The sequence below is a fragment of the Pseudomonas sp. Tul2A7 genome, assembly GCF_054790505.1.
Genome location: NZ_CP186499.1, coordinates 6,173,249 through 6,188,792, shown reverse-complemented (window position 1 = coordinate 6,188,792; position 15,544 = coordinate 6,173,249). Strand labels below are relative to the sequence as shown.

The window sequence follows — 15,544 nt, the reverse complement described above, 5'->3', positions numbered from 1 at the left end:
AGGCTTGAACAAAGGTGTCAACGCCGAAGAATGAAAAGGCTATCACGCGAATGGGTCAATGATCATGACGAATTTGCAAGGGACAGGTTGTCGCGGACGCTTTTGCTGAAAGGATTTACCTTTTTGCGGTGGTGACCGTCAGGCCGCCACCGCCTGTTGCTGTTGATTGGGCAGCATCGCCGCACGCACCGAATTGCCCGGTTGCAGTTGCAGGCGCTTAGCGGTGAGGCGGTCGATGACCAGGCTGCTGCCGACCCGACGGGCGCGGGCGACGGTGATGCGGCAGTTTTCCAGACGGCGGTTGTGAATCAGCCACAGCGGTGCCTGTTCATCCGGGCTGCCGAGGCTCAGGGTCAACTCGACGCTCTCGCGCACAGTGCGGATCGAGCGCACCGGCGCTTCGATCACCGGGCCGCCGTCAAAGATGTCGATGTAGCCTTTGTGGGTAAAACCTTCGGCCTGAAGGATTTTCAGCGCCGGCTCGGTATTCGGGTGTGCCTGGCCGATCGCCGCCTGGGCCTGTTCGGTGAGCATGCAGGTGTACAACGGCTGGCGCGGCATCAGTTCGGCGATGAACGATTTATTGCCCAGCCCGGACAAGTGATCGGCATGGCTGAAGTCCATTTGAAAGAAATGCCGGCCCAGACTGTCCCAGAACGGCGAGCAACCGTGTTCATCGGCACTGCCGCGCAGTTCGGCAATCATCTTCTCGCCGAACAGATGCGGGAACTCGGCAACGAACAGCAAACGCCCCAGTGACAGCAGGCGGCCATTGCTGCCGTGACGCTGATCATGGCCAAGAAACAGCGAGCACAGCTCGGATTGGCCGGTCAGTTCGTTGTTGAGAAACAGCGTCGGGATCTGCCGTTGAATACCCAGATCCGGCGCCGAACTCACGGTTAACCCGAGCCGATAGTTGTACCAGGGCTCGCGCAGGCCGACCGCCCCGGCCAGTGCGCTGACGCCGACCACGCGCATGTCGTCGTCTTCGAGCACAAACAGATAGTCCGCGTCGGCCCGTTCCACCTGTTCGGCGAACGCCCGTTGCGCCCAGCGGACCCGGTGGGACAGGCGATCTTCGTTGGCCGGCAGGGTGGTGAACCCCGGGCCGGCCTGTTGCACCAGTGCCATCAAGGCTGGCAGGTCGCTGACTTTGACCGGGCGGACAATCATGCTGTAACTCCTTCGCGCCTGTTCGGGCACTGTCGTTGGCTGCGCAACCGCGCGGGTTTCACAGGGCAATCAGCCGGATCGGGCTGCCATCGGTCACGTTCAGCGCCGCACACATTGCAGGGGTGAGGGGCAGCGGTTGATCAGGTTGGAAATCGAGTTCGGCCATGATCGCGCGAAAGCCGTGCAGCGCGTCATTGCTCAGCAGGTAACGGCCACGGGCATCGATCTGTGGCCGTTGCTGCACCGTTGCGGTGTGGCTGCGGGCAATCGAACGGATATTCGAGGTACGCGCATACAGGGTCGGGCCAGCGTCGAACAGGTCGATGTAGCTGTTGGTTTCGAAGCCTTCACGCTCAAGGATGTCGAACGCTTCCTGACCGTCCGGGTGGATACGACCGATACAGTCTTGCGCCGCTTGCGGCAGCATCGGCACGTAAATCGGGTATTGCGGCATCAGTTCGGCGAGAAAGGTGCGGCTCTGCAACCCGCACAGCCGTTCGGCCTCCGCGTAGGGCAGGTCGAAGAAATGTTTGCCCAGCGCATCCCAAAACGGTGAGTTGCCGGCCTCGTCGCTGTAGCCGACGATTTCGGTAATCACCGCCTCGGCAAAGCGCGGCGCATGGGCGGCGATGAACAACAGGCGCGCGCGTGACAGCAACTCGGAAAACGGCGTGCGCACCAGATTGGCGTCGATGTGAAAGCCGCGCAGCAGCGTGTGGTCGTTGAGGTCGTGGCACAGCGACAGCGCCGGCACGCCGTGTTCGATGTTCAGCTCGCGGGACGCACTGGTGAAATGGCGATTGCGCAGGCTGTAGAACGGCTCTTCGAAACCCGCCGTCGCGAGAATCTCCGAGCAGCCGCGCAGGCTATGATCATCCAGATCTTCCAGCACAAAGAAGTAATTCTCCGGGCCGTTAGCCTCTGCCGCGCTGGCGAACGAGGCGCAGGAACCGGCGATTTTCTCGCGCAGGCGTTCGCTGTCGTCCGGCAGGGAGGTCACGCCCACCAGACTGTCGCGGGCCAATTGTTGGAGCTGGGGCAGATCAGTCTGTTCGACTGGGCGTAAGACCAGCATGGATGTACTCCTGTATCAAAAGGTTCGGCAAAGTCGCCGAACCTGACTATCACTGTCGGTTTCCACGCGATAAATCGGCGGTCGCCTGATTTGTTGTCAGACGCCGCTCTTTTTCTTGTCAGCCGTTGCTCGGGTCGGGCAGCGCGGTGCTGGCGCCGAGTTTGTTGAGGAAGAACAGGTACACCAGACCCAGTGCGATCCAGATCAGCCCGAGTTTCTGCGCATCGACGCCCATGTTGTACATGATGGCCGCGACGATGATGAAGCCGATCACCGGGCAGATCAGGTGACGCACGACCTGACCGGACTTTTGCCGACGCCAGTAGTAGTTGATCACTGTCAGGTGCAGCAGCATGAAGCCGCTGAGCGCGCCGAAGTTGACCAGCGAGGTCAGGGTGTCGACCGAGTTGATGAACAGGTAGCAGATCACCAGCGACAGCACCGCCACCAGATAAATGCTCAGGAACGGCGTGTTGTGTTTCGGGTGCACCTTGGCCAGCACTTTCGGCAGTTTGCCGTCGCGGGCCATGCCGAACAGCAGACGCGAGACGGCGGCTTGCGAGGTGATGGCCACGGCCACGCCCCAGGCCAATGCCGTGGCGACAGCGGTCAGGGTCGCCAGCCAGCTGCCGGCGGCGATTTCGGCGATTTCATAGAACGCGGTGTCGGCGGATTTGAAGCCCATACCTGCCGCCAGATCGGTGGCGATCCAGGTTTGCGCGACGAAAATCACGCCCATCACTACCAGAGTGATCAGCGCCGCTTTGCCGACGCTCTTGCCCGGATCCCCTTTGATTTCTTCGGCGAGGGTGGAGATCGCATCAAAACCGAGGAACGACAGCACCGCAATCGACACCGCTTGCATCAGCATGGCGAAGTTGAAGGTTTCCGGGTGATACAGCGGCGCCAGGGTCAGTTCGCCGTTACCGCCACCGTCGTGCAGGGCATTCCACGCGTAGAACAGGAAGATGCCGAGTACCACCAGTTGCGCCAGCAGGAAGATGATGTTCATCCGAGCGGTAAAGGTGATGCCGCGCAGGTTGACGAAGGTCGCGCTGACCAGGAACGCCAGAATGAAGCCGACTTTCGGAATGTCCGGGTACAAGTGGTTCAGCGCCATCGCCGCGTAGACGTAAAGCAGCGGCGGGATCAGCAGATAGTCCAGCAGCATCAGCCAGCCGGCAATGAAGCCGACGTGCTGATTGAGGCCGCGTTGCGCGTAGGAATACACCGAACCTGCGATCGGAAAGGCCTTGGCCATGCTGCCGTAACTCAGCGCGGTGAACAGCATCGCCACCATGCCGATGATGTACGCCAGCGGCACCATCCCCGGGGCCTCGGCGTTGACGTAGCCATACACCCCGAACGGGGCGATGGGGATCATGAAGATCATCCCGTACACCACCAGGTCGGTCAGCGTAAGGCTACGTTTCAACTCTTGCTTGTAGCCGAATTCTTCAATTTCCATGAAGCGCAACTCCTTGTCAGCCAGTCGGTCGTTTTAGTTGTTATCGGTCCATCGTTTACAGCGTCAGCAGTCTTTCATTACAGCAATGGCGCGAGGTATCCGGCCCAGCGCGATACGGCTTCGGGGCTGCGCAGCAAGTCGTTGCGCACCTCGATCAACACTGAGTCGAGGCCACGGGCATCGCCGTGTACCGGCACGGTCATGTCGCCCAGCGGATCAATCCTGTACGGCTGATTACCGGCCACTTTCAGCGGGTGTTCGCCGAGTCCATCGAGCAAACGTTGCGCGTAGGCCTTGGCCTGACCGAACAGCACGCCGGCTTCCAGCGGTCGCGGCTGGCCGTAATACACCGGAGTGAAACTGTGAATCCCCACCACACGCACTGCCTGGCCCTGAGCAACACGCTCGTCGATCAAGGTTTGCAAGCGCGCGTGAAACGGCTTGAACAGGGTCTGACGGCGGTATTCGCGGGTGGCTTCGTCCAGCTCGCGGTTGCCCGGCACCTGATAAATCTCGCTCTGCGCCGGAATGCTGTCCGGGGCGTGGCGGGGCCGGTTCAGATCGATCAGCAGGCGCGAATAATTGGCGCTCAACAGGGTGGCGCCGAGCCTCTCCGATAGCTGTTCAGCCAGTTGCAGTGCACCAATGTCCCAAGCGATGTGTTCAGCAGCGGCGGCAGCGTCCAGGCCCAGATTGTTCAGGGCCTCGGGGATGTAGCGGCTGGCGTGTTCGCACACCAGAATCACCGGGTGCGTCGAGTCGACGCGGCTCAGGTTGTAGGCCGGTCGGGTGTACAACCCCAACTCGGTGGATTCAGTACAGGCGTGCATAGTGCTCACACAAGTCAGCGGGCGAGAGCTGTTCCGTCAGCGCCAGTTCCTCGGTTTTCAGGGCGTAATAGGTGTCGAGCAACGGCTTGGGCAGCCATGCAGTGAAGGCGCCACTGTTGCGCAGGCAATCCAGCGCCTGGGCCAGCGAGGCGGGCAGGGCAACGATGCCCCGCGCCTGGCGTTGCTCGTCGTTGAGTGAATCGGGAATTTCATCGGTGATCGCATTCAGCGCCAGACGCTGTTCGATGCCCAGCCGTCCGGCGATCAACAGGGCGGCCATGGCCAGATGCGGCGAGGCGGTGGCGTCCATGGCGCGGAATTCGAGGTTGAACTGCTGGGCCACGGATTTGCCGCCGAGGGTCACGGTCGGGCAGATGCGCAGCGCCGCCTCGCGGTTCTGTTGACCCAGACAAGCGTAAGACGCGCTCCAGTGATGCGGCTGCAAGCGCTCGTACGACACCGGCGTCGGTGCGGTGAAAGCACAGAGTGCCGGCAGGTAATGCAGGATCCCCGCTGCCCAATGCTGGCCGAGACTCGACAGACCGTTGCTGGTGCCAGCGTCGTAAAGCATCGGCTGACCGCCAAGATCGAGCAGGCTGACGTGCAGGTGCACGCCGTTGCACACCGCGTCGGCGGCGGTCTTCGGCGCGAAGCTCAGATCCAGACCCATTTGCCGAGCGATCTCACGGGTGATCTCGCGCACATTGACGGCGCGATCCGCCGCCGCCACGCCGAGCGTCGGGCGGCAGGTGATTTCGTATTGGTGCTTGCCGTATTCGGGCAGAAACATTTCCGGCTCGACACCGCCGGCGCGCAAGGCGCTGAGCAGCCAGCCGCCGAACTCGGCGCCCTGACGCTGGGCTTCGAGGGAAAACGCCAAGTGCTCGGCAAAACCGGCGTGCAGGTTGAATTCATGTTCGAACGCGGCGTTGACCTGCAAGCCCAGCTCATCGCGATAACGCTCGATTTCATCGCGCAGCAGCGTGCGCGGGCAGGCGCCCCATGGGCGGCCATCGGTTTCGCGAATATCGCCGTGGATGAAATCCAGTGCCGGGGCGTTGGCGTCCGGGCCGTTGCCGACGCTGACGCGGCTGCTCAGATCGGGAATCAACCGCAGGTCGCCATAAGCGCCCCACGGATTGGTCGAAGCAATGATGTCCTGCGGCGTCAACGCACTGTTGGCCGGCACCCAGCCGCAACCGGCAGCCTGGTAATGCTCAAGCTCATCGGTGGGAAACGAGCGACCACGGGTGATGCCGATCAGGTCGGTGGTGACCAGCGTGGTCATCGGCAGCGGCGTCAGGCGCGTGCTCATGGCCGCATCTCCTGCAGGCGGGCGAGCACGGTGTCGGTGTCGGTGATCCAGCAGTAACCCTTGATTGCATTTAGGCAGGCGTGATGGCGTTCGGCACTGTAAGTGGCGCAAGCGTCCTCGACCAGCGTGACCAGATAGCCACGGTCGGCGGCGTCGCGCACAGCCATGTCGACGCATTGGTCGGTGACGATACCGGCGATGATCAGGTGACGGGTTTGCAGATTGCGCAGCACGTAATCGATGTTGGTCGAGTTGAACACCCCGGACGAGGTCTTCGGCAGGACGATTTCGTTTTCCACCGGGCTCAGGTCTTCAATGATCCGCGCCTGCACGCTGCCTTTGGGCAGGTGCATGTCCGAGAGCTTGTGATCGAGCGAGCGGTCGCGGCCATCGGCGGTAAGGCTTTCGATAATGGTGTGCAGTACATTCTGCCGCGCCTCGCGAAAAGCACTGAGCAAGCGACGTTGGTTGGGCACCACCTGCATGTGCGCGCGGGTCAGGAAGTACTCGGCGTCAGGCCCATTGAGGTGCGCGTCGAACTGCGGTTCGAGCCAGGCACGCTGCATGTCCACCAGCAACAGTGCGGTGTGATCGGTAACAAACGGCAAGTCCCGCGGCGAGCGGTGGGGAAGGCTGAACATCCTTATTTATCCTCCAGCAGGTGGGTGTTGAAGTCATTGCGCAGGGCATCGATGCCTTCCAGGCGATCGGCGAGGTTTTCGGTGCGCAGGGTCAGGCAGGCAATCAGTGCTTCGACCTGAGCCAGCGCCGGGACCATGGTGTCGAACGGCGAGGCCGATTCGACCGGAGCGCTGATGATCAGGTCGGCCAGTTCGCGCAGCGGCGAGGCATAGATATCGGTGAACAGCACCACTCGCGCATTGTTGTTTTTCGCCGCACTGGCGACCCGCAAGGCCTGGGTTTGATAACGGCGATAATCGAACACCAGCACGACGTCCTGACGTTGCAGATCGAACAGGCGATCGGGCAGTTGCGCGTTGTCTTCCAAAGCGAAGCAACCGGGGCGCAGCAGGCGCAGGTGGTTGAGTAGATAAGTGGCCATCAGACTGCTGAAGCGCCCGCCGAAGCAGTACACCTGATGCCGGGCATCAAGCAGCCAGTCGGTGAGAATGCGCACGTCTTCGGGTTGGGTCAGGGATTGGGTTTCGACCAGCAGGCGATGACTGTCGCCCAGATAGTGGCTCCAGGCATCGTCCTTGTGCTGATGGGCACGCGGTTGCAACAGCGTGCGCGGCGAGCGCAGACGATGATCCATGTCGCTGAGCAGGGCATCCTGGAATTCGGCATAACCACCGAAACCAAGTTTTTTCACCAGCCGCACAATGGTCGGATCGCTGACGCCGGCATGTTCGGCCAGACGCGCCATCGGCCCCAGACCGTTGCGTGGGTACTGATCCAGCAAGGCGCGAACGACTTTGCGCTCCGACGGCGTAAGATCCAGGCCGGGATCGGTGATCAGGTCTCTGAGAGGGGGCATCCGGGCTCCTGCTGGATGGAGGGTGTTGAATTCGCTTCATAATCCGTTAAAACAGTATTTATGTAACTGACGTTACATGTCTAGTGAATTTTTCAGCGTGTTGAAACAGCGCCAAAATGGAGCGAGGTGCCCGTGTAACAAGGGCTACACGGAATTCGACAGGGCTTGTAGTCCATTGCCCACAACGCTGTCAGATATTGCCGTATTCCTGCCGTCGTCAGTTTTTGCCGGTGGCTATCCTGCCGCCCCGCAACCCTCGGTTTACGGCACAATTGCCCACAGAACGGCTTCGCGTCGTTGATTTTCATGAAGGCCTACCGGAGCGTTCCCTGTGCAGACCACTCGTTTGACATTGATTTGCCATGCGCGAACCGTCGCACAGAAATTGGCGTGTTTTCCTACGAATGAGCCTGTTGAAAATAGTGGATTGGCGTCGGGTGCATTGGCCGACTGTTTCGATGCCTCGCGGCGCTTGATTTGCGCGCCGGAACTGCGCACGCAACAGACGGCGGCATGCTTTGGTGCGGATGCGCAAGTGGATGACGCGCTGCGCGATTGTGACTGGGGCCGTTGGCACGGGATGTCGATCAAGGATCTGCAGCGCTCGGAAGACGCCGCGCTGCAGGCCTGGCTGGAAGATCTCCACGCCACGCCCCATGGTGGTGAGTCGGTGGCGCAGTTGTGTGAACGCGTGGCGCAGTGGCTGACTGGCCTGCAAGCCACGTCGGGGCATGTGGTGGCGGTGACGCATCCGTTTGTTATCCGCGCCGCGCTGATCCACGTGATGCGCGGTTCGGCATTTCATGACATTGATGTCGAACCGCTGTCGATGCTCGAACTACGCTTCACCGGGCGCTGGCGCCTGTGTCTTAAAGGAGCTTTGTGATGAAACAACTGCTGGTGATCGGCATTGGTGCCGGCAATCCCGACTACATCACGATGCAGGCCGTAAAGGCGCTGAACCGGGTCGATGTGTTCTTTCTGATGGATAAAGGCCAGAGCAAGGGCAAGCTGATCGACCTGCGCCGCGAGATCTGTGAGCGCTACATCGACGAGCCCGACTATCGCTTCGTCGAAGCCCACAGCCCGGAACGCGAACGCGGCGATGTCGACTATACGGCCAGTGTCGATGAGTTGAACCGTGCCAAGCAGCAGACCTTCGAGCGGCTGATCAATGACCAATTGTCTGACGGCCAGTGCGGCGGGTTCCTGGTGTGGGGCGACCCGGCGTTGTACGACAGCACCGTGCGCATCCTCCAGGCGATTCTGGCGTCGGGCGCGTGCGCCTTCGAGTTTGAGGTGATTCCCGGGATCACCAGTGTTCAGGCGCTGGCGGCGCAACACAAGGTGCCGCTGAACACGATCGGCCATTCCATTGAAATCACCACCGGGCGGCGTTTGGCAGCGGGGCAGGTGAGTGATGCGGACAGTCTGGTGGTGATGCTCGATGCTGAAGATTCGTATCAGCGGGTCGCCGATCTGCAGACTCAGATTTATTGGGGCGCTTACCTGGGCACGCCGGACGAGATTCTGATCAGTGGCAGGCTGGCGGATGTCGCCGATGAGATCGAGCGGGTGCGCAAAAAGGCGCGGGCCGAGCATGGGTGGATCATGGATACCTATTTGCTGCGCAAACCTTAGATTTTCGCTGGCCGGGCTGGCCTCTTCGCGAGCAGGCTCGCTCCCACATTTTGAAATGCATTCCCTGTGGGAGCGAGCCTGCTCGCGAAGGCGCCGGAACATTCAAAGCACATTTCGAACAGGCAAAAAAACACCCGGTGCAACGCAAGTCGCACCGGGTTTTTGTTGCCAGCAAGCGGCGGATGTCGTGGATCCGCCATTCACTGTTGAACTCTGGTTATGCGCGTTCCAGCGCCAGCGCCACACCCTGACCGCCGCCAATGCACAGGGTCGCCAGACCCTTTTTCGCATCACGCTTGATCATTTCATGCAGCAGGGTCACCAACACGCGGCAACCCGAGGCACCGATCGGATGGCCCAGCGCAATGGCGCCGCCGTTGACGTTGACCTTGTCCAGATCCCATTGCAGATCCTTGGCCACGGCCAGCGATTGCGCGGCGAAGGCTTCGTTGGCTTCGATCAGGTCGAGCTGGTCGATGTTCCAGCCAGCCTTGTCGAGGCAGCGGCGGGTGGCCGACACCGGGCCGATGCCCATGATTGCCGGATCAACGCCGGCGTTGGCGTAGGCGGCGATTTTTGCCAGAACCGGCAGGCCGAGGGATTTGGCTTTTTCGGCACTCATCAGGATTACAGCCGCGGCGCCGTCGTTCAACGACGAAGCATTACCGGCGGTAACGCTGCCGTCCTTTTTGAACGCCGGGCGCAGTTTCGCCAGGGAATCGGCGGTGGTATCACCACGTGGTTGTTCGTCGACCTTGAACGCAACCGGATCGCCTTTGCGCTGCGGGATCAGGATCGGGGTGATCTCATCGACAAAGCGACCGGCCTCAATCGCTGCAGCGGCTTTCTGCTGCGACGCGGCAGCGAAGGCGTCCTGCTGCTCACGGCTGATCTCATATTTGTCGACCAGATTCTCGGCAGTGATGCCCATGTGGTAATCGTTGAACGCATCCCACAGACCGTCACTGATCATGGTGTCGACGATTTGCGCGTGGCCCATGCGCAGACCGGTGCGTGCGCCCGGCATCACGTAGTTGGACAGGCTCATGTTTTCCTGGCCGCCGGCGATGATCACATCAGCGTCGCCGCAACGGATCGCCTGTGCGCCGAGGTGCAGGGCCTTGAGGCCCGAACCGCACACTTTGTTCAGGGTCAGCGCCGGTACGGCGTGGGGCAAGCCAGCCTTGATCGCCGACTGGCGCGCCGGGTTCTGGCCAGCGCCGGCGGTCAACACCTGGCCCATGATCACTTCATCGACCTGCGCACCGTCCAGACCGGTTTGTTCGAGCAACTGACGGATCACCGCCGCGCCCAGATCAACGGCGGACACGCTGGCCAGCGAACCCTGGAAACTGCCGATCGCGGTACGCGTGGCGGCAACAATTACGACGTCTTGCATTTTCGAATTCCTCACTGGGCAGCGAACTGCATTTCCGGTACGTGATCCGGGACGATCAGTTTACCAGCGGTTTTGGCGACGATTTCCTCGACGCTGACGCCAGGTGCGCGTTCCTTGAGGACAAAAGCGCCATTTTCGATTTCCAGGTAGGCGAGGTCGGTCAGCACGCGCTTGATGCAGCCCGCGCCAGTCAGCGGCAGGCTGCATTTGGCCAACAGTTTCGACTCACCATCCTTCGATGCGTGGGTCATGATCACGATGATGTTGTCGGCGCCGGCAACCAGGTCCATCGCGCCGCCCATGCCCTTGACCAGTTTGCCGGGGATCATCCACGAGGCGATGTTGCCTTCGACGTCGACTTCGAACGCGCCGAGCACGGTCAGGTCGACATGGCCGCCGCGAATCATCGCAAAGGACTCGGCGGAGTTGAAAATCGACGCGCCGATGCGCGCGGTCACCGTTTGTTTGCCGGCGTTGATCATGTCGGCATCAATGGTGTCTTCAGTCGGAAACGGGCCCATGCCGAGCAGGCCGTTTTCCGATTGCAGCATGACCTCCATGCCTTCGGGAATGTAGTTGGCGACCAGGGTCGGAATGCCGATGCCGAGGTTCACATAAAAGCCGTCCTGCATTTCGCGGGCGACGCGCTGAGCCATTTGTTCGCGGGTAAGTGCCATGTTTTTATTCTCCGTCAGCCTGAATTATTTGCGGATGGTGCGCTGTTCGATGCGTTTTTCGAACGTGCCGCAAATGACCCGATCGACGTAGATGCCCGGGGTGTGGATCTGCGATGGATCGAGTTCGCCGGGTTCGACGATTTCTTCGACTTCAACCACGGTGATCTTGCCGGCGGTGGCGGCCAGCGGGTTGAAGTTCTGCGCGGTGTGACGGTAGACGACGTTGCCGAAGTGGTCGGCTTTCCAGCCTTTGACGATGGCGAAGTCGCCGGTGATGGATTCTTCCATCAGGTACTTGCGACCCTTGAACTCACGCACTTCCTTGCCCTCTGCAACCGGGGTGCCGACGCCGGTGGCGGTGAAGAAGGCCGGAATGCCGGCGCCGCCCGCGCGCATTTTCTCGGCGAGGGTGCCTTGCGGGGTCAGGATGACTTCGATGTCGCCCTTGAGCAGTTGCTCTTCGAACAGTTTGTTCTCGCCGACATAAGAGGCGATGACTTTGCTGATCTGACGGTCGGTGAGCAGCACGCCGAGGCCGAAACCGTCGACGCCGCAGTTGTTGGAGACGACGGTGAGGTCGCGGGTGCCTTTGCGTTTGATCTCGGCGATCAGGTTTTCCGGAATGCCGCACAGACCGAAGCCGCCGGCGATGACGGTCATGCCGTCCTCAAGCCCGGCCAGGGCTTCCTCGTAGGAACTCACGCGCTTGTCGAAACCTGCCATATGCACCTCTTTTATTATTTGCGGGCGGCTGGCTAGCCGAATGGTTGGAGTGTCGCGCTGGTGGATATATTTGTTAAGTTGATTTTTAATGTCGATTGATTGATAAAGCTCAATAGTCGCGTTATGGCGTGCTGCTTTGATCGTTCCCACGCAGGAGCGTGGGAACGATCATCATGGCTTGTCGCTTAACGCTTGTAGCTTACAACTGGAGCGAAGCGAGTATGACCATCAAACAGATCCGCGCCTTCCTCGCCGTGGCCCAGAGCCTGAGCTTCGCCGTGGCTTGCGAGCGCCTGCACCTGTCGCAATCGGCATTGAGCCTGACCATCAAAGCGCTGGAGGAGGGCCTGGGCGGTCGCCTGTTCAGCCGCAATACACGCAACGTCGCGCTGACGGCCGAAGGCGAATCCTTGCTGCCACTGGCGCGACGGCTGATTGCCGACTGGGATAACGCCGAAGACGAAATGCGTCAGCGCTTCAGCTTGCAGCGCGGGCGGGTGACGCTGGCGGCGATGCCGTCGTTTGCCGGCAATCTGCTGCCGCCGATCCTCAAGACCTTTCGCGCGCGCTATCCGAACGTCAACGTCACGGTCAATGACGTGATCAACGAGCAAGTGCTGGAAATGGTCCGGGATCGCCAGGTTGAACTGGGCGTGGCGTTCGAGCCGATGCAGAACACCTCAATGACGTTTACGCCGTTATACATGGATCGCTTCGTCGCAGTGGTGTCGAAGGATTCGCCACTGGCGCAGCGCGGCGAGATCGATTGGCAAACGTTGCTGCAGGAACCGTTTATCACCTTGCAGCGGCCGTCGACAGTGCGGGTGATGCTCGAAGAGCACTTGCAGGCTCGCGGCATGAAGTTGCCGGTGGAATTTGAAAGCCATCAATTGGCGACGGTCGGGCGCATGGTTGCCAGTGGGCTGGGTGTCAGTGCCGTCCCGGCATTGTGCGCCGAGCAGATGCAGGAGCTGGGCGCCCACTGTCTGACGCTGGATGATTCGGTGGAGCGGGCCATCGGCGTGCTGACTGAACCGGGAAATGAGCTTTCAGCGGCGGCGCAGGCGTTGTTCGATATTCTCAAGGCTGAAGATCTCGGGCGACTGTGAGATCTACCCCCTCACCCCAACCCTCTCCCCCAGGGGGGCGAGGGGGAAGGGAGCTGATCGGGGCATTTCAAAAGATGGGTTCGACTCGAAATTTACAGGTCGATGTATTGCTTGAGAACAACTCGGTCAGTTCCCTTTCCCTTGGGCGAGGGCGAGGCCTAGTGTTAGGGGGAAGGGAGCTGATCGTGGTTATTCAGATTGTGAGCTCGACTCAGCATTTTCAGGTCGCAGTATTCAGCCCAGACAACTCGGTCAGCTCCCTCTCCTTTGGGAGAGGGCTGGGGTGAGGGGCCTGGGTCCTGAGTCGAGCGCAGAATGCAGCAACTCAACGATCCAGCCCCCTGACCAACAGGGGTAAAAGCTGTTCACACGACGCTTCAATCTTCAAATCCAGCAAATCATCCGCGCGGGTCTTGCCCAGATTGATCGCAATCAGCGGCTTACCGCGATCGGCAATCACCCGGCACAAACGAAACGCCGAATACGCCATCAACGACGACCCCACCACCAACATCCCCCCTGCATTTTCTGCCGCCGCCATCGCCCGAGCCGCCGTGGGCTGCGCGACGTTTTCACCGAAAAACACCACGTCCGGTTTCATCCGCTCGCCAGCGCAATGCGGGCAGTGCGGCACCTGAAAACGCGCCTCGAACGCCGGATCGAGCAGGGTGTCGCCGTCCGGTGCCTGCACGGCATCGACCCCGGCCAGATACGGATTTTGCCGTTCCATCAATTGTTGAATCGAATCGCGCTCGCTGCGCTGACCGCAATCCAGACACAGAACGCGATGCAGGCTGCCATGCAGCTCAATGACATCCTGACTGCCGGCCTGATCGTGCAGGGTGTCGACGTTCTGGGTGATCAAGTTGCTGATCAGGCCATGGCGCTGCAAACCGGCCAATGCCTCATGAGCCGCATTCGGCTGCGCCTGACGCACCCTCGGCCAACCGAGCATGGCCCGCGCCCAATAGCGGCGGCGCGATTCAGGGGCGGCAAGGAATTCCTGGTACATCATCGGTTGCCGGCCACGACGCACACCGTCGCTGTCGCGGTAATCCGGAATGCCCGACGGCGTGCTGATACCGGCTCCGGTCAATACGAGGAAATCGCCGTCCGCCATTACTTGCTGGAGCGTGTCGAGGTGTTCGCGGGTCGGGCTGTCGAGCATGGTCAGCGCTCCGGAGAAGGACGATGCCAGCAGGTTAGCACGCGACCCGCGCGGGTTACTTGCGGGCCTCCAGAATCAGGTTGAACGGTGTTTGCGTAGCCCGACGAAAGTGCTTGAACCCGGCCTCGACAAACACTTTGCGCAAACGCATTTCCCCCGCCTGCGCGCCCAGGCCGAGGCCGACTTCCTGCGACAGCGAGTTCGGGGTGCAGATAAACGTCGAGGCCGCATAGAACAGCCGCCCGACCGGGTTGATGTTGTCGTCCAGCGTGTCGTTGGCGAACGGCTCGACCAGCAATACCGTGCCGTCGTCTTTCAGCGAGTCATAGGCGTGACGGGCGGCGCCGACCGGGTCGCCCATGTCGTGCAGGCAGTCGAAATAGCAGATCAGGTCGTAGTCGTTGCCGGGGTAGCTCTTCGCCGAGCCCTGGAAGAACTTCGCCCGGCTGCTGACCCCGCCTTCCTCGGCGCGCTGGGTGGCGACAGTGATCGAGGGTGCGTGGTAGTCGTAGCCGACGAAACGCGAGTTGGGGAAGGCCTGAGCCATGATCACCGTTGAGGCGCCATGGCCGCAGCCGATGTCGGCGACTTTCGCGCCTTCCTCGAGTTTCGCCACCACACCCTCCAGCGCCGGCAGCCATTCGGCGATCAGGTGACCTTTGTAGCCGGGCCGGAAGAATCGCTCGGTGCCGGTGAACATGCACGGGTGGTGGTCGCCCCAAGGCAGGGCGCCGTTGCCGCGCATGGCTTTGACCAGTTTGTCCTTGTCATGGAAAAACGATGCCACCACGCCGAGACCGCCAGCGACGTACACCGGCGAGTCCTCGACGGCCAAGGCCAGCGCCTGTTCTTCCGGCAAACGGAACTGGCCGTCGTGATGCTCCATATAGCCGGACGCCGCGTGAGCGCTAAGCCATTCGCGCACCAGACGCGGGTTGCAGGTGGTTTTGGCGGCGAGGGCATCAGCGCTGATCGGCTGACTGTCGGCCATGGCCCGGTACAAGCCGAGTTCTTCGCCGACGATGACATTGGCCAGCATCGCCGCGCCGCCCATGTCGTTGACCAGTTTGCCCATGAATTGGTTGAGCTTCGCCTCGTCCATCATGTGTGCTCCTGAAACAGGATCACGGTCCGGCGGCGTCGAGGGTCGAGGCGTGCGCCACCGGGCGGTGGTCACGGAGTTGGGCAGGGCACGGCTGACGTCCTGCGGCCCCCTCGACTGGGTCATAAAAGAGTCTAGCCCCGGTCCGGGACTGGCGCTGTATTTGTGAACAACGAAAACCTGTGGGAGCGAGCCTGCTCGCGAAGGTGGCATTTCAGGCAATTCTTATATTGGCAGTGCCGACGCTTTCGCGAGCAGGCTCGCTCCCACAATATTGATCGGCAGTGAGTCTGTATCACCGTGTATCGCCGTCATCGCGGGATACACAGTGCTGCAAATGTCCAGTCATTTGCACACAGCGGTGAT

Annotated in this window: 15 protein-coding genes; 3 read left to right on the top strand and 12 right to left on the bottom strand. The window is 61.0% G+C overall.

The genetic code is table 11. From position 1 onward, the window contains the following. Window positions 1–138: 138 nt before the first annotated feature. The 7 genes from astA to ACOYXJ_RS27510 all read right to left on the bottom strand — a co-directional run bounded on the left by astA (window position 139) and on the right by ACOYXJ_RS27510 (window position 7,359). Window positions 139–1,173 (bottom strand): arginine N-succinyltransferase, encoded by a 1,035-nt coding sequence (astA, locus tag ACOYXJ_RS27540; protein ID WP_150707428.1) that lies wholly within the window; start codon window positions 1,171–1,173, stop codon window positions 139–141. Window positions 1,174–1,231: 58 nt separating this feature from the next. Further along, entirely contained in the window at window positions 1,232–2,248 is a 1,017-nt protein-coding gene (locus ACOYXJ_RS27535; protein ID WP_460372688.1) for an arginine N-succinyltransferase, read from the bottom strand. A 118-nt stretch (window positions 2,249–2,366) separates the two neighbouring features. Next, complete coding sequence (locus ACOYXJ_RS27530; protein WP_460372686.1) at window positions 2,367–3,716, bottom strand: APC family permease; 1,350 nt, start codon at window positions 3,714–3,716, stop codon at window positions 2,367–2,369. A gap of 77 nt (window positions 3,717–3,793) precedes the next feature. Further along, window positions 3,794–4,546: an N-formylglutamate amidohydrolase gene (locus ACOYXJ_RS27525; protein WP_150794732.1), complete on the bottom strand. Its 753-nt coding sequence runs from the start codon at window positions 4,544–4,546 to the stop codon at window positions 3,794–3,796. Next, on the bottom strand, window positions 4,530–5,861 hold the full coding sequence (locus ACOYXJ_RS27520) for a type I glutamate--ammonia ligase (RefSeq protein ID WP_150794731.1): 1,332 nt from the start codon (window positions 5,859–5,861) through the stop codon (window positions 4,530–4,532). The genes ACOYXJ_RS27525 and ACOYXJ_RS27520 overlap by 17 nt, the downstream gene beginning before the upstream one ends. Beyond that, window positions 5,858–6,502 carry a cysteine hydrolase family protein gene (locus ACOYXJ_RS27515; RefSeq protein WP_102902766.1) on the bottom strand — a complete coding sequence of 215 codons (645 nt, stop codon included), beginning with the start codon at window positions 6,500–6,502 and terminating at the stop codon, window positions 5,858–5,860. Before ACOYXJ_RS27515 ends, ACOYXJ_RS27520 begins: the two co-directional genes overlap by 4 nt. Window positions 6,503–6,504: 2 nt before the next feature. Beyond that, window positions 6,505–7,359, bottom strand: a complete 855-nt coding sequence (locus tag ACOYXJ_RS27510; protein WP_016983252.1) for a MurR/RpiR family transcriptional regulator — start codon at window positions 7,357–7,359, stop codon at window positions 6,505–6,507. A 331-nt stretch (window positions 7,360–7,690) separates the two neighbouring features. Here ACOYXJ_RS27510 and ACOYXJ_RS27505 point away from each other — a divergent pair, with 331 nt between their 5' ends. Beyond that, a complete protein-coding gene (locus tag ACOYXJ_RS27505) occupies window positions 7,691–8,245 on the top strand; it encodes a histidine phosphatase family protein (protein ID WP_150794730.1) in 555 nt (184 codons plus the stop codon). Then, entirely contained in the window at window positions 8,245–9,000 is a 756-nt protein-coding gene (gene cobF / locus ACOYXJ_RS27500) for a precorrin-6A synthase (deacetylating) (protein WP_460372683.1), read from the top strand. The genes ACOYXJ_RS27505 and cobF overlap by 1 nt, the downstream gene beginning before the upstream one ends. A 217-nt stretch (window positions 9,001–9,217) precedes the next feature. On the opposite strand, the gene ACOYXJ_RS27495 is transcribed toward cobF, so the two are convergent. The 3 genes from ACOYXJ_RS27495 to ACOYXJ_RS27485 are packed head-to-tail and all read right to left on the bottom strand — an operon-like array spanning window position 9,218 to window position 11,799. Beyond that, on the bottom strand, window positions 9,218–10,399 hold the full coding sequence (locus tag ACOYXJ_RS27495) for an acetyl-CoA C-acetyltransferase (protein WP_460372681.1): 1,182 nt from the start codon (window positions 10,397–10,399) through the stop codon (window positions 9,218–9,220). 11 nt (window positions 10,400–10,410) lie between these two features. Continuing rightward, window positions 10,411–11,076: a CoA transferase subunit B gene (locus ACOYXJ_RS27490; RefSeq protein ID WP_122599988.1), complete on the bottom strand. Its 666-nt coding sequence runs from the start codon at window positions 11,074–11,076 to the stop codon at window positions 10,411–10,413. A 24-nt stretch (window positions 11,077–11,100) separates the two neighbouring features. Further along, the gene (locus ACOYXJ_RS27485) at window positions 11,101–11,799 is read right to left on the bottom strand and encodes a CoA transferase subunit A (RefSeq protein ID WP_007919568.1); all 699 of its coding nucleotides are present in this window, start codon (window positions 11,797–11,799) and stop codon (window positions 11,101–11,103) included. A gap of 221 nt (window positions 11,800–12,020) precedes the next feature. Between ACOYXJ_RS27485 and ACOYXJ_RS27480 the strand changes: the two genes are divergently transcribed. After that, a complete protein-coding gene (locus ACOYXJ_RS27480; protein ID WP_102902761.1) occupies window positions 12,021–12,908 on the top strand; it encodes a LysR family transcriptional regulator in 888 nt (295 codons plus the stop codon). A gap of 325 nt (window positions 12,909–13,233) precedes the next feature. Here the strand turns inward: ACOYXJ_RS27480 and ACOYXJ_RS27475 are convergent, their stop codons facing one another. After that, window positions 13,234–14,076, bottom strand: a complete 843-nt coding sequence (locus ACOYXJ_RS27475; RefSeq protein ID WP_460372678.1) for an NAD-dependent protein deacetylase — start codon at window positions 14,074–14,076, stop codon at window positions 13,234–13,236. A gap of 55 nt (window positions 14,077–14,131) precedes the next feature. Continuing rightward, the gene (locus ACOYXJ_RS27470) at window positions 14,132–15,178 is read right to left on the bottom strand and encodes a class I SAM-dependent methyltransferase (RefSeq protein WP_150794799.1); all 1,047 of its coding nucleotides are present in this window, start codon (window positions 15,176–15,178) and stop codon (window positions 14,132–14,134) included. Window positions 15,179–15,544 lie beyond the last annotated feature (366 nt).

Coding starts and splice junctions, on each gene's coding strand:
- ACOYXJ_RS27485 (WP_007919568.1), bottom strand. CDS start 11,799: ATGGCAGGTTTCGACAAGCGCGTGAGTTCCTACGAGGAAGCCCTGGCC.
- astA (WP_150707428.1), bottom strand. CDS start 1,173: ATGATTGTCCGCCCGGTCAAAGTCAGCGACCTGCCAGCCTTGATGGCA.
- ACOYXJ_RS27515 (WP_102902766.1), bottom strand. CDS start 6,502: ATGTTCAGCCTTCCCCACCGCTCGCCGCGGGACTTGCCGTTTGTTACC.
- ACOYXJ_RS27510 (WP_016983252.1), bottom strand. CDS start 7,359: ATGCCCCCTCTCAGAGACCTGATCACCGATCCCGGCCTGGATCTTACG.
- ACOYXJ_RS27525 (WP_150794732.1), bottom strand. CDS start 4,546: ATGCACGCCTGTACTGAATCCACCGAGTTGGGGTTGTACACCCGACCG.
- ACOYXJ_RS27520 (WP_150794731.1), bottom strand. CDS start 5,861: ATGAGCACGCGCCTGACGCCGCTGCCGATGACCACGCTGGTCACCACC.
- ACOYXJ_RS27490 (WP_122599988.1), bottom strand. CDS start 11,076: ATGGCACTTACCCGCGAACAAATGGCTCAGCGCGTCGCCCGCGAAATG.
- ACOYXJ_RS27495 (WP_460372681.1), bottom strand. CDS start 10,399: ATGCAAGACGTCGTAATTGTTGCCGCCACGCGTACCGCGATCGGCAGT.
- ACOYXJ_RS27535 (WP_460372688.1), bottom strand. CDS start 2,248: ATGCTGGTCTTACGCCCAGTCGAACAGACTGATCTGCCCCAGCTCCAA.
- ACOYXJ_RS27530 (WP_460372686.1), bottom strand. CDS start 3,716: ATGGAAATTGAAGAATTCGGCTACAAGCAAGAGTTGAAACGTAGCCTT.
- cobF (WP_460372683.1), top strand. CDS start 8,245: ATGAAACAACTGCTGGTGATCGGCATTGGTGCCGGCAATCCCGACTAC.
- ACOYXJ_RS27475 (WP_460372678.1), bottom strand. CDS start 14,076: ATGCTCGACAGCCCGACCCGCGAACACCTCGACACGCTCCAGCAAGTA.
- ACOYXJ_RS27480 (WP_102902761.1), top strand. CDS start 12,021: ATGACCATCAAACAGATCCGCGCCTTCCTCGCCGTGGCCCAGAGCCTG.
- ACOYXJ_RS27470 (WP_150794799.1), bottom strand. CDS start 15,178: ATGGACGAGGCGAAGCTCAACCAATTCATGGGCAAACTGGTCAACGAC.